Here is an 11,675-nt window from a genome sequence, read left to right on the forward strand (position 1 = left end):
TCGCGACCGCGAAAGGCGCTCAGCCGGTGCGCCGGTAACGCACCGTCATCACCGGCTGCCACTGGCCGTCGTCGCCGAGCATGCGCGAACGCAACTCGTGGTGGTCGTCGTCGATCAGCTCGACGATGTCCTGGAACTTGCGGGTCTGCCCGCTGCCGAAGTCCGGGCCTTCGGTATCGAGCGTGAGCGTGCGCCCGTCGGCCTCGACCTTGCCTCGGTAGATCCACATATTGGACATCATGCTGCCGGCGAACACGCCCACGTAATGGCCCTGGGCCGTGTCGTAGCCCAGGGTGATCTGCATGATATCCGCGCCGCCGTCCGGCATTTCGATGCGCGCCTCGCACTGGATCCACAGCTCGCCGATCTTGCGCACGCTCTGGAGCGAACGCCAGGTATTGGGCGCCTCGCCGGGCGCCGCCGGCATCTCGCCTTCGCCTTCCCATTCGCCGACCAGACGATGCAGCCAGCGGTGTTCGGCTTGCGGTTGGTTGTTCATTTCCATGCTCATGCTCCTGCAACGAGAGGGAGGGAGACGGCCGTCCTTATTTGGCTTTGGCCACCGCTTCGACCTGGATGCGCAAGGTCACGTCCATGCTGAAACCCCAGTCCTTGCCCGCGGAGATGCCGAACGCGTCGCGCTGGAAGGTGGCCAGCGCATCGGCGCCGCACAGCTCGCGCTTGAGCATCGGATGGGGGATGCACTTGAAGGAATTGATCTTCAGTTCCAGCGGCTGGGTCACCCCGTGCAAAGTGAGCTCGCCGACGACCTTGGTCGGCTTGCCGTCGACGAAGCCTTCGAGCTTGCCCTTGTAGGTCGCGGTCGGGTACTTGGCGACGTCGAACAGATCCGCGCCGCGCGCGTGCTCGTTCATCTGGTCGTGGCCGAAGTCGATGCTGTTGACGTCCACCGTCACCTCCACCGTACCCGCGCCCTTGGCCTTGTCCAGCACGACCTGGCCGCTGGAGGAGTTGAACTTGCCGCGCCACAGCGACACGCCCATGTGCGAGGCCTCGAAGCTGGGATAGGTGTGCGAGGGGTCGATCTCGTAGGTCTCGGGCGCGGCCACCGCCGCGGTGCTGGCCAGAAAAGCAAGCGGGATCAGGTACTTGAGCGACTTCATCGGAGCGGGCCTGGGGTCCGTGGCGGGAGCCGGCACGCTAGCACCGGGGCCCGCCCAGGGGCAACCGCGCCCATCGCGAATTCATTTCGCGGCCCTTGTCGATTCCGCGTGCCCGCGTTCGTCGTCCTGAGTAAGAGCGCCGATCGACCCCGCCGAAACGCGGACGACGCTCCTCACTCGACCAGGAGACACGACGATGCGATTCATGGTGATAGTCAAATCCAACGCCGCCAGCGAAGCCGGCGAAATGCCCAGCGAAGAACTGCTGACCGCGATGGGTAAGTACAACGAGGAGCTGGTCAAGGCCGGCGTGCTGCTGGCCGGCGAAGGCCTGCATCCCTCTTCCAGGGGCGCGCGCGTGCGCTTCTTCGGCAAGCGGCGCAGCGTGATCGACGGCCCGTTCCCGGAAACCAAGGAGCTGGTCGGCGGCTTCTGGCTGATCCAGGTCAAGTCCAAGGAAGAAGCGATCGAGTGGGTGAAGCGCTGCCCCAATCCCTGCGAGGGCGAATCGGAGATCGAGATTCGCCAGGTCTTCGAGGCCGAGGACTTCGGCGCCGAACTCACCCCCGAACTGCGCGAGCAGGAACAGCGCCTGCGCGCCGAGAGCGCCGCCCGCCACTGACGCGCGACGAAATCGATTCGGCGCGCCTGTCGATTTCGCCCGCCCTCGTTCGTCGCACTTCCATACAGCGTCTAAACCCAACCCGCATCACCGCCACGGAGCCCGCAATGAAGTTCCTCACCATCTACACGCCCGATCCGGACAAGCCCGCCGATTTCGGCCCGGAGCAACAGCAGCGCATGGGCGCCCTGATCGAGCAAGGCTTCAAGGACGGCAGCCTGCTGCACACCGGCGGCCTGCTCGCGCAAGGCAGCGCGCGGGTCCGGCTGGATACGGGCCGGTTCACCGTCACCGACGGCCCGTATGCGGAAGCCAAGGAAGTGATCGCCGGCTACGCCCTGATCGAGGTCGCGTCTCCCGAGGCCGCTATCGAGCAGGCTCGACGCTTCCTCGCCATCGCCGGCGACGGCGTAAGCGAGATCCATCGCATCGTCGAAGGCGGCGCCGGCTGCCCCTGATCCCAGTCCCCCAAACCACACCGGAGTCTTCCATGTACGTGAGCCCCTATCTGAGCTACGACGGCAACGCCGAAGAAGCCTTTCAACGTTACGCCCAGGTACTGGGCGGCAAGATCGAACTGTTGCTGCGTTACGGCGAAGCGCCGGACGGCAGCTCCGAATCGATGGCCGCCTCGGTCAAGAACAAGGTGATGCATGTGCGCCTGGTCGGCAAAGGCTGGATCCTGATGGCCTCCGACGCCACGCCCGAATACCCCTACCAGGGCGTGCACGGCATCTCGATCTCGCTCAACGTCGACTCCGTCGCCGATGCGGAGCGCATCATCGAGGGCCTGGCCGAGGGCGGCCGCATCACCATGCCGCTGCAGCAGACCTTCTGGGCCGAACGCTTCGGCTGCGTGACCGATGCCTATGGCGTGACCTGGCTGATCAACTTCGAAAAGACGGCCTGAGTCCGTTTACGAGCGCGAGCGCCGCGCTCTCGCGCTCGCGTCGCGCCCCGCACGCGCGCCCCCCATTATTTACACCCTCCCCCAGGCGCGCGGCGTAGCCTTGCGACGTCGCCCGCCGCTCCCAACTATCCGCCACCACCGGAGACGCACCATGCGCTTCATGATGCTGATGATTCCCCAGGGCTACGAACAGGCCGAGCCCGGCACCTCCCCACCCGCCGACCGCGTCGCGGCGATGATGGAATACAACCAGGCCCTGCAGCAGGCCGGCGTACTGATCGCGCTGGATGGCCTGCATCCGCCGTCGATGGGCGCGCGCGTGTCCTTCGCCGGCGGCAAGCCCAAGGTCACCGACGGTCCTTTCAGCGAAGCCAAGGAAGTGCTGGGCGGCTACTGGATGATCGACGTCGCCTCGCGCGAGGAGGCGATCGCCTGGGCTCGACGCTGCCCAGGCTCCGACAACGAGACCATCGAAATCCGCCAGGTCCAGGAGCTGGCCGATTTCCCCGCCGACGTACAGGAAGCCGCCTCCGGCCTGCGCGAAATGCAGACCGGCATCGGTCAGCGCAACTAAACCGGAACCCCCGTCATGCTCGCACTCATTCTGTCGCTGCTCGCCTTGGCCGTCGTCGCCGTGCTGATCTACGCCGCGACCCGACCCAGCACCCTGCACATCGAACGCAGCCTGCTCATCCACGCGCCCGCCGATACCATCTTGTCCCACGTCAACGACTTCCACCGTTGGCGCGACTGGTCGCCCTACGAAAAACTCGAGCCCGACATGCGCCGCGAGATCGGCGGCGCCGCCAGCGGACGCGGCGCGACCTACGCCTGGGAAGGCAAAGGCAAGGCCGGCGCCGGCCGCATGGAGATCACCGGCACCCGCCCGGATCGCACCACCATCCAGCTCGACTTCAGCAAGCCATTTGTGAGCCGCAACATCGCCGAGTTCGCCGCGGTCGCGCAGCCCGACGGCACCCGGGTGACCTGGAGCATGCAGGGCCCGGCCGCCTACATGACCAAACTCATGGGCGTTTTCTTCAACATGGATCGTATGATCGGACGCGATTTCGAGACCGGCCTGGCCGCGCTCAAGACCGTCTCCGAACGCTGAGCCCCTCCCTCCTCACGACGACGCACCGCATGACCACCGACACCCATCGCGCCATCGACGCCGTCTGGAGGATCGAATCGCCGCGCCTGATCGCCGGTCTGGCGCGCATGGTGCGCGACGTCGGCCTGGCCGAGGAGCTCGCCCAGGACGCCCTGGTCGCGGCGCTGGAACGCTGGCCCGAGACCGGCGTGCCCGACAATCCGGGCGCCTGGCTGATGGCCACCGCCAAGCACCGCGCGATCGACCGCCTGCGCCGCAGCAAACTGCAGCAGCGCAAGTACGAGGAGCTGGGCTACGAATTGGAGGACTGGCAGGACGACGCCGAGGCCGCGTTCGAGGCGGCCATCGACGACGACATCGGCGACGACCTGCTACGGCTGGTGTTCACCGCGTGTCATCCGGTGCTGTCCACCGAGGCACGCGTCGCCCTGACCCTGCGCCTGCTCGGCGGCCTGACCACCGATGAGATCGCGCGCGCCTTCCTGGTGCCGGAGCCGACGGTGGCCCAGCGCATCGTGCGCGCCAAGCGCACCCTGGCCGAAGCGCGCGTGCCCTTCGAGGTGCCGCGCGGCGACGAACTCGCCGAACGCCTGGCCTCGGTGCTGGCGGTGATCTACCTGATCTTCAACGAAGGCTATTCGGCCACCGCCGGCGACGACTGGATGCGCCCGGCGCTGTGCGAGGAAGCGCTGCGTCTGGGCCGCATCGTCGCCGAGCTGGTGCCGCGCGAGCCCGAGGTGCACGGCCTGGCCGCGCTGATGGAAATCCAGGCCTCGCGCGCCCGCGCCCGCGTCGACGCCGCCGGCACGCCGGTGCTGCTGCTGGACCAGGACCGCGCACGCTGGGACCAGGTCCTGATCCGGCGCGGCCTGACCGCGCTGGAGCGCGCGGAAAAACTCGGCGGCGCGCGCGGCCCCTACGCCCTGCAGGCCGCGATCGCCGCCTGTCACGCCCGTGCGCGCACCGCCGACGAAACCGACTGGGCGCGCATCGCCGCGCTCTACGATGCCCTGGCCCAGCTCGCGCCTTCGCCGGTGGTCGAACTCAATCGCGCCGTCGCCCTGGCCATGGCCTTCGGCCCCGCCGCCGGCCTGGAGCTGGCCGACAGCCTGCTCGACGAACCCTCGATGAAGAACTACCACCTGCTGCCCAGCGTGCGCGGCGACTTCCTCGCCAAGCTCGGCCGCTATGGCGAGGCGCATGCCGAATTCAAGCGCGCGGCCTCGCTGACCCGCAATGCGCGCGAACGCGATTTTCTGACCGAGCGCGCGGCCGCGTGCGCGCGCAGCATCGCCACGCTCAAGCGGGATTGAATAGCGGCGCGCTGACGCTGAAGCACACGCGGCATAGATCAAGCAGAGCGCAGAGCGTCCGGATGCGACGCGCCAGGCCTCAGTAGGTCGGACCACCCACGTCCAGCACGTACTCGAAGTTCTGCACCATGTTGCCGTAGCCGTCGTCGTCCTCGGCGCCGCGTCCGTAGTTCGCGCCGACCACCAGGGTGTGGCGACCCGGCTTCATCGGCGGCAGCAGCAGCCAGTAGCCGTCGCTGGCGGCGATCACCGCGTCGGCGTTACCGCCTTCATCGTCGTCGAAGGCATCGAAGCAGCGCTCGGTGCGGACCCGATAGCGTTGGGGATCGGCCACCCGCACGCCGTCGATCAACACCACCGCGCTGCGCAATGCGTCGTTGCTCAGGGCCAGCCCGTCCAGCAGCGACTTGCAATGCGCGGGCCTGAGCCTGGCCGGAACCGGGTAGCGGCTGCGCTGGTACAGATTGATGATCGGCAGGAACACGTGCTTGTCGACCGGTACCGAACAGCGCCGCCGCACGTTCTCGCTGCCGTCGGTGCCGGCGAGAAACCACACCGGTCCGGACTGCGCGAGCTTGCACCAGCGGCCGTCGGGGTCGCGATAAGGCTCCATCCCGCCCGGAAAGCGATCGGTCCAACGCCACCAGTGCGCGCTGAGCTCGGCATAGCCCAGGCCTTCGACTTTGGCGTCCAAGGGCAGCACCGCCGAAGCAGCCGCGGACTTCGGCGGCGCGGCCAAGGCCGACACGCCGCACACCAGGCCGGCCAGGCCCCAACCGATCAGCACCCGCCGATTGACCATCGCGCCGCTCACTTCGCCGGCCGCGTCGCCGCGCCCGTCTCCGGCGGGAACGCATCGCGCAGCAACTGCGGCGACAGGGTCCGATAGATAGTGCTGTGCTGCAGGTCCGGACGCGGATCGTAGCGCCAGGTCAAACCTTCGGGCGCGACCGCGCGCAGCGCGGCGGCCAGGCGCGCGCTCTGCGGCGCGATGTTGTCCTCGTTGGCCGACGACAACAACAGGGTCCGATGCCCGAACCCGCCGGCCTTCAAGCGCGACTGCGCGCCGAGCACCAGCGCATCCTGGTTCCACCACAGGCTGGGGCTCATCGCGATGTAGACGTCGAACAGCTTGGGCTGCTCGAAGAAGGTCTCGACCACGAACAGGCCCGCCAGCGACTCGCCGATGATCCCGGTCTCGTCGCCGACCCGGTAGCGCTTGCGGATCAGCGGCATCAGCTCGTCGGCGATGTAGGCGCGGAACTGCGCCGAGCCGCCCACCACCGGCGCGATCTTGCGATCCTCGGCGAACTCGGTCGGCCCGGTCATGTCGCGCCGCCGCTGGGTGTTCTCGATGCCGACCACCAGCACCGGCCGCATCTCCCCGGCCCGGATCGCCGCGTCGACATCGCTGGCCACGTGCGGGAAGTCCTCCTGCAAGCCGCCGTCGAGCACGTACAGCACCGGATAGCGCGGCCCCTTGGCTGCGTCGTAACCCGGCGGCGTATAGACGTTGATGCGCCGCGTTTCCTTCGGCGCCGAGGCGTCCATGGCGAAGCTCTCGTGCGCGGGCACGGGCTCGGTGACGACGACCGGTTCCGCGGCCAGCGCGGAGGCGCAGACACAGATCGCCAAGCAGCCAGTCGTCATCCTCTTCAAAAGCGTATGCATGCGGTGTCCCGTTGAGATGGATCGGCCTCGGCGACAGGCACGAGAGCGGATGGTTCGATTATCGACGCATCCGCCCGGCGACGGGCAGGCGCCGCGTCGTGCGCACGAGTTGCGGCCTCATTTCGTCGCCGCAGCGGGAGCGGTACCGGCGGAATCCGTCTTGGGTGCCGCGATACCCTCCAAATGCTCGCGCAGGAAGCCGGCGATCCCGGACCAGGTGATCTCCCGTGCCAGCGGCTGGTCGAAGCTGTGCCCCTCGTTCGGGAACGCCAGCACCACCGGCTGCCGCCCCTTGAGATTGAGCATGCGCACCAGGCGCCGGGTGTGTTCGAAGTCCACGCGCAGATCCTCGCGACCGTGCACCAGCATGATCGGCAGCTGCAGCTTGTCCAGGTTGTACAGGGGCGAGGTCGCTTCCATCTCGGCCAGGTCCTTGTTCGGGTCGCCGATGATGCGCTCCATCAAGGCGCGGGTCTTGGCCGAGCGCGCGCTGTCGCTGGCGGTGAAGAACAAGGCCCGATCGCTGACGCCCGAGATCGACACCACGCAGCGGAAACGCCCGGGCCAGCGCATCGCCGACACCAGGCCCGAATAACCGCCATAGCTCGCACCGACCATGCACATGCGGGTGCCGTCGACAGGATAGGACGCGATCGCGGCACGCACCGCCGCGTCGATGTCGTCCTCGATCATCTTCCCGTGGTTGCGGTGACCGGCCTCGCGAAAAGCCTTGCCGTAGCCGTCGGAGCCGCGGAAGTTCACCTGCAGCACCGCGTAACCCAGCGAGGCCAGGTACTGCACTTCGCGGTCGAAATGCAGGCGGTCGCCGACGCCGATCGGGCCGCCGTGCGGCAGCACCACCAGCGGCCGCTTGCCCGGCGCCTCGGGCAGGGTCAGGAACGCCTCGATCGCGAGGCCATCGCTGCCTTTCACCGACAGCACCTTCGCGGGCGCGAAGCGTTTCTCCGCCAGCCACGGCATCACTTCGTCGATCAGCGAGGCGCGCTTGGCAGCGACGTCCATGTGATAGATCTGCGGCGGGCGATCGTTGCCGTCCACCCACAGGATCAGCTGCTTGCCGTCCAGGCTGCGATCGATCACCGCGACGGTACGGCCGGGATACGCCGCCTGCAGGGTCGCGCCCAGCGCGCGGTCCTTCTCGTCGAAATACTCGGTGACCAGGCGGCCGGATTGGTAGTAGCGCACCGCCACCGGCTCGCGTCGGCGGTCCAGCACCGGCGCCGCCACATCCACGCCCGGCTTGCTGAACAAGGTGCGCGCGATCTTCTTGGTCGCCGGATCGAACACCACCAGGTCGCGCTGGTCGCGATCTTCGTCGCTGAGCCCGTAGATCAGATTGCCGTCGTAGGACAGCGCCAAGGGTTGGAACCCACCCTCCTTGCCCAGCTCCAGCACCTCCTGGTACTGCCCGGCGATGCCGTGCAGCAACACCATGCGCTCCTCGCGCTTGACGATGGCCGCGCGCAAGCGCCCCTGCCCGTCGGCGTACCAGCCCAGATCGTTGCTCATGCCCTTGTTGAGCCGATCGCGCGAGGCGGCGGTGGAGAAACTGCGGATGTCGCGATCGCCGACGGTGAGGTCGATGCGATGCACCACCAGAGTGCCGCGGCTGTCGTAGCCCTCGAACAGGATCGCGCCGGGCTCGTCGGGCAACAGATCGACGATGGCGCCCTTGCCGTCCAGCGCCAGCACCTGCGCGGTGCGTTTGCCGTCCTTGGCCTCGCCGATGCGGGCCACGGTGTAGCTGCCGCTGCCGTTACCGGCCAGGAGGATGCGATCGCTGTCCCAGACCAGGGAGTCGATGGCTTCCTTGCGGGTCGTCAGGCGCTGCACGCTGCCGGCGACCAGGTCGATCAACTCCAGCCCGTAGCGGTCCTCGCCTTCGCGCACCACTTCGGCCAGCAGGTCGCCGCCGGGATTGAGCGCGATATCGACCACCCGGTCGGGCTTCCACATCTGCTCGGCCGGAATCGGCAACGTCCCCGGCTTGGGCGGTTCGCGGCCGGCATTGAGTTTGGCCGGCTCTTCGGCGTTGGACGCTCGCGCACTGCGGTACAAGGCGGGGAACGGATCGGGATAGCGGCCAACGAAGGACAGGCCGTGCTGCGTGTAAACGGCCGGATGCTGGGCCTCGAGCCAGTCGATCACCGGCAGCGAGCGATTCGACACGTGCATGAAGATGCGCAGAAAGCCGGTCGCGCGCAGCACCAGATCGCCGCCGTAGTTCAACTTGCCGGCCTCGACCTTGAAGCGGTACTCCGGATCGGTGATCGAGTAACGCGCGTGGTAGTCGCCACCGTAAAGATTGACCTCGGCCCACTCGTACTCGCCGGCTTTCAGCGCATACAGCTGCAGGTTGCGGCCGCCCTCCATGCGGTTGAGCACGCCCTCGATCGGGCCATGCCCGGCTTTGCGCACGTGCACGCTGCTGATGTAGGCGCTGGTATCCACCACCAACACCAGCAGGCCCTCGTCCGGCGCCAGCTTGGGCGCTTCGCCCGGATCGATCTTGCGCATCGCCGCGGCGTCGAGCGCCAGCGACATCAACAGCAGGGCCGCCAGCCAATACGCGCCCCATTTCCATGCCCGCCGCAGGCCGCGCGCCTTCACTCGACCGCTGCCGCGGCCATCCGCCAGTTTCGCCATCGCTACGCACGCCCTAACGGGCGCCCCCTGTCCACGCGTATATCCGCTACCACCCCTCATCGAAGCATAGCCCACGACCCGGCTCAGCCGGCAGGCGCGATCGCGGCCGCAGCGCGCGCCTCGCGCCGCAACCAGCGCTCCCGCAACCTCAGGAACGGCCGCTCGACCGAATAGTGCAGCAAGGCGCCCGCCACCAAGGTCGCTGCCGCGTACACCGCAAACGCGAGCAAGCCCTTCCCCTCCAACTGCGCGCCCAAATGGGTCTCCACCAGGCGGAACACCGGCTTGTGGATCAGGTACAGGCTGAACGAGGTCAGCGCGATCCAGCCCGCGCCGGGCACGCGCCAGCGGCCGAGCCAACCGCTGGTGCTGGCGCCGGCGGCGACCAGCAGGGCCAGACCGATCGACAGCAGCGGGTAGCCGATCACGGTCGGCAGCAAGGCGGTGCGCTCGTCGAACAAGGCGATCGCCACGGCGACCACGGCCAGGCCGGCGATCAGCAGCAGGTTCGCGCGGCGCTGCAGGCCGGCCCACAGCTGCGGGCGGTAGACCTGGATGCTGGCCAGCACCACCCCGCAGAGCAGGCCATCCAGGCGCATCCAGGTCGGGTAGTAGATGTCCTCGACGAAGCGCTGACCGAAGCTGCGCTCGACCTGCTCCAGGCCGCGCACCGGGGCCATTTCGTACAACCAGACATAGCCGCGCAGGGCCAGCCCGGCGATCAGGACCGCGACGCACACGCTCACGAACTTGGCGGTCGAGGGGCGCCGCGTCATCCACCAGGCCAGCCAGGGGAAGACCAGGTAGAAGTGTTCTTCCACGCACAGCGACCAGGCGTGCGAGAAGGCCTTGTTGTGCTGGTAGTCGATCAGCAGGTTCAGGCTGAAGGTCAGGAACTGCCATAGCGGCTGGATGCCCGGCGCCTCGCGGAAGCCCGGCACGGTGAAGTACAGCGCCAGTACCGCCAGGAACGCCGGCAGCACGCGGAACGCGCGGCGCAGGTAAAAGTCGCCGGGCCGGAACGGCTGGCCCTGGCTCAAAGGCTTGAGCAACTGGCCGCCGATCAGGTAGCCGCTGAGGACGAAGAACAGGTCCACGCCCATCCAGCCGTGCGTGATTCCCGCCTGCCAGAACTCGCCCATTCCGCCGACCAGGTAGGAGTGGAACAGCATCACCCAGACGATGGCGATGGCGCGCAGCAGATCCAGACCGGGAAGACGACCCATCGAAGACTCGTATAGCGTCGCGGCGCGCAGCGATCGCGGCGCGCGACAGTGGGAGGGATTGGGGGATTGCGGGCGCCGTCGCAAGCACCGGCTGCGTCCGCGGCATCAGCATAGAACCGCGGCGCGATCCTGCCTATCCCCGACGACGGCGTTGCGGCAAATCGTTTCGGCGCGGATAACGACGCGCTGCCGATGCCCTCCCGGGCGGCTCGCGCGGCAACCGCGATGACGAGGCGCCCTACCGCCCCGGACAGCCCTCAGGCCAGGCCCGGATCCGGGCCACCGGCGGCGGCACCGATCCGCCGGCCGGTACCTCCGCTAACCGCAAAACCATGGACAATGCGCGCAACCGCGGCGCGACCGCGGCCCGTGCCGGATCGGAGGGGAGACACCGATGCAGCGGATGCTGGTGGGATTCATAGCGATCGTCGTAGGCGCCCTGCTCGCCTTGGCCAGCCATTGGCTGATCGGCCTGGCGGTGCTGATCGTGGGCGTGCTGATCGCCAACAGCGCGCGCCGCAACTCGCCGGCCCTGGCCGCCGACACCGGCTCGGGCTACGACGGCGGCAGCAGCTGGAGCAACAGTTCCAGCAGCGACTGGAACGCGTCCAGCAACGGCAACGACGACAACCGCGACTGCAGCGCCAACGACAGCGATGGCGGCGGCGACAGCGGTGGCGACTGCGGCGGCGGTGGAGACGGCGGCGGCGGCGACTGAGCACTGCGGCCGCTGGATAGGCGCCAGTCGTCTTTCGCGGCTGCGCGGTCGCAGCCGGTGAGACGCAGGCGACGCATCGTGAGGGGTCGAGTCCGACCGAGCGCCGTCATGCCCAGCTACTACCTCAACCGGACGCCGCAGCCCAATGGCGCTTACGAAGTGCATGCGCTGGGCTGCCCGCGCCTGCCCCTGTATCGGGTCCACCTGGGCGAGTTCGCGCAGGCCCGCGACGCCCTGCACCTCGCGCAGCGCCACTACGCCCCGGCCCAGGTCTGCGCGCGCTGCGCCGCCGAGCCGGCGCGGCGCTGAG

Annotated in this window: 14 protein-coding genes; 8 read left to right on the top strand and 6 right to left on the bottom strand. The window is 68.2% G+C overall.

Annotation, left to right across the window (positions count from 1 at the left end; genetic code table 11):
- Window positions 1-19: 19 nt before the first annotated feature.
- Window positions 20-505 (bottom strand): DUF1579 domain-containing protein, encoded by a 486-nt coding sequence (locus BMZ45_RS07705; RefSeq protein WP_175488983.1) that lies wholly within the window; start codon window positions 503-505, stop codon window positions 20-22.
- Window positions 506-545: 40 nt separating this feature from the next.
- On the bottom strand, window positions 546-1,124 hold the full coding sequence (locus BMZ45_RS07710) for a YceI family protein (protein WP_091634675.1): 579 nt from the start codon (window positions 1,122-1,124) through the stop codon (window positions 546-548).
- Window positions 1,125-1,320: 196 nt separating this feature from the next.
- Here BMZ45_RS07710 and BMZ45_RS07715 point away from each other — a divergent pair, with 196 nt between their 5' ends.
- From BMZ45_RS07715 to BMZ45_RS07740, 6 genes are all read left to right on the top strand, one after another.
- A complete protein-coding gene (locus tag BMZ45_RS07715) occupies window positions 1,321-1,746 on the top strand; it encodes a YciI family protein (RefSeq protein ID WP_091634677.1) in 426 nt (141 codons plus the stop codon).
- A gap of 107 nt (window positions 1,747-1,853) precedes the next feature.
- Window positions 1,854-2,204, top strand: coding sequence for a YciI family protein (locus tag BMZ45_RS07720; RefSeq protein WP_091634680.1), 351 nt, complete (start codon window positions 1,854-1,856; stop codon window positions 2,202-2,204).
- 32 nt (window positions 2,205-2,236) lie between these two features.
- Window positions 2,237-2,656, top strand: coding sequence for a VOC family protein (locus BMZ45_RS07725; protein WP_091634682.1), 420 nt, complete (start codon window positions 2,237-2,239; stop codon window positions 2,654-2,656).
- Window positions 2,657-2,807: 151 nt separating this feature from the next.
- A complete protein-coding gene (locus BMZ45_RS07730) occupies window positions 2,808-3,230 on the top strand; it encodes a YciI family protein (RefSeq protein WP_091634685.1) in 423 nt (140 codons plus the stop codon).
- A gap of 15 nt (window positions 3,231-3,245) precedes the next feature.
- Window positions 3,246-3,770 carry an SRPBCC family protein gene (locus BMZ45_RS07735; RefSeq protein WP_091634687.1) on the top strand — a complete coding sequence of 175 codons (525 nt, stop codon included), beginning with the start codon at window positions 3,246-3,248 and terminating at the stop codon, window positions 3,768-3,770.
- Between the two features lie 29 nt (window positions 3,771-3,799).
- Complete coding sequence (locus BMZ45_RS07740) at window positions 3,800-5,083, top strand: RNA polymerase sigma factor (protein ID WP_091634690.1); 1,284 nt, start codon at window positions 3,800-3,802, stop codon at window positions 5,081-5,083.
- Window positions 5,084-5,162: 79 nt separating this feature from the next.
- Here BMZ45_RS07740 and BMZ45_RS07745 read toward each other — a convergent pair whose 3' ends face one another.
- The 4 genes from BMZ45_RS07745 to BMZ45_RS07760 all read right to left on the bottom strand — a co-directional run bounded on the left by BMZ45_RS07745 (window position 5,163) and on the right by BMZ45_RS07760 (window position 10,647).
- Window positions 5,163-5,885 carry a hypothetical protein gene (locus tag BMZ45_RS07745; protein WP_254776579.1) on the bottom strand — a complete coding sequence of 241 codons (723 nt, stop codon included), beginning with the start codon at window positions 5,883-5,885 and terminating at the stop codon, window positions 5,163-5,165.
- A gap of 8 nt (window positions 5,886-5,893) precedes the next feature.
- Window positions 5,894-6,733 carry an alpha/beta hydrolase gene (locus BMZ45_RS07750; protein ID WP_091634692.1) on the bottom strand — a complete coding sequence of 280 codons (840 nt, stop codon included), beginning with the start codon at window positions 6,731-6,733 and terminating at the stop codon, window positions 5,894-5,896.
- Between the two features lie 138 nt (window positions 6,734-6,871).
- Window positions 6,872-9,421, bottom strand: a complete 2,550-nt coding sequence (locus BMZ45_RS07755) for an alpha/beta hydrolase family protein (protein WP_139215434.1) — start codon at window positions 9,419-9,421, stop codon at window positions 6,872-6,874.
- Window positions 9,422-9,504: 83 nt separating this feature from the next.
- Window positions 9,505-10,647, bottom strand: a complete 1,143-nt coding sequence (locus BMZ45_RS07760) for an acyltransferase family protein (RefSeq protein ID WP_091634697.1) — start codon at window positions 10,645-10,647, stop codon at window positions 9,505-9,507.
- Between the two features lie 394 nt (window positions 10,648-11,041).
- Between BMZ45_RS07760 and BMZ45_RS07765 the strand changes: the two genes are divergently transcribed.
- A complete protein-coding gene (locus BMZ45_RS07765; protein WP_091634700.1) occupies window positions 11,042-11,365 on the top strand; it encodes a hypothetical protein in 324 nt (107 codons plus the stop codon).
- 108 nt (window positions 11,366-11,473) lie between these two features.
- Window positions 11,474-11,674, top strand: a complete 201-nt coding sequence (locus BMZ45_RS07770) for a hypothetical protein (protein ID WP_091634702.1) — start codon at window positions 11,474-11,476, stop codon at window positions 11,672-11,674.
- The last annotated feature ends 1 nt before the right edge of the window (window position 11,675 follow it).

The sequence above is a fragment of the Lysobacter sp. cf310 genome (assembly GCF_900114355.1).
Classification (GTDB): domain Bacteria; phylum Pseudomonadota; class Gammaproteobacteria; order Xanthomonadales; family Xanthomonadaceae; genus Lysobacter.

Bases quoted from the DNA above. Each gene is read 5' to 3' on its own strand.
- BMZ45_RS07705 (WP_175488983.1), bottom strand. From the start codon at position 505: ATGGAAATGAACAACCAACCGCAAGCCGAACACCGCTGGCTGCATCGT.
- BMZ45_RS07710 (WP_091634675.1), bottom strand. From the start codon at position 1,124: ATGAAGTCGCTCAAGTACCTGATCCCGCTTGCTTTTCTGGCCAGCACC.
- BMZ45_RS07715 (WP_091634677.1), top strand. From the start codon at position 1,321: ATGCGATTCATGGTGATAGTCAAATCCAACGCCGCCAGCGAAGCCGGC.
- BMZ45_RS07720 (WP_091634680.1), top strand. From the start codon at position 1,854: ATGAAGTTCCTCACCATCTACACGCCCGATCCGGACAAGCCCGCCGAT.
- BMZ45_RS07725 (WP_091634682.1), top strand. From the start codon at position 2,237: ATGTACGTGAGCCCCTATCTGAGCTACGACGGCAACGCCGAAGAAGCC.
- BMZ45_RS07730 (WP_091634685.1), top strand. From the start codon at position 2,808: ATGCGCTTCATGATGCTGATGATTCCCCAGGGCTACGAACAGGCCGAG.
- BMZ45_RS07735 (WP_091634687.1), top strand. From the start codon at position 3,246: ATGCTCGCACTCATTCTGTCGCTGCTCGCCTTGGCCGTCGTCGCCGTG.
- BMZ45_RS07740 (WP_091634690.1), top strand. From the start codon at position 3,800: ATGACCACCGACACCCATCGCGCCATCGACGCCGTCTGGAGGATCGAA.
- BMZ45_RS07745 (WP_254776579.1), bottom strand. From the start codon at position 5,885: ATGGTCAATCGGCGGGTGCTGATCGGTTGGGGCCTGGCCGGCCTGGTG.
- BMZ45_RS07750 (WP_091634692.1), bottom strand. From the start codon at position 6,733: ATGACGACTGGCTGCTTGGCGATCTGTGTCTGCGCCTCCGCGCTGGCC.
- BMZ45_RS07755 (WP_139215434.1), bottom strand. From the start codon at position 9,421: ATGGCGAAACTGGCGGATGGCCGCGGCAGCGGTCGAGTGAAGGCGCGC.
- BMZ45_RS07760 (WP_091634697.1), bottom strand. From the start codon at position 10,647: ATGGGTCGTCTTCCCGGTCTGGATCTGCTGCGCGCCATCGCCATCGTC.
- BMZ45_RS07765 (WP_091634700.1), top strand. From the start codon at position 11,042: ATGCAGCGGATGCTGGTGGGATTCATAGCGATCGTCGTAGGCGCCCTG.
- BMZ45_RS07770 (WP_091634702.1), top strand. From the start codon at position 11,474: ATGCCCAGCTACTACCTCAACCGGACGCCGCAGCCCAATGGCGCTTAC.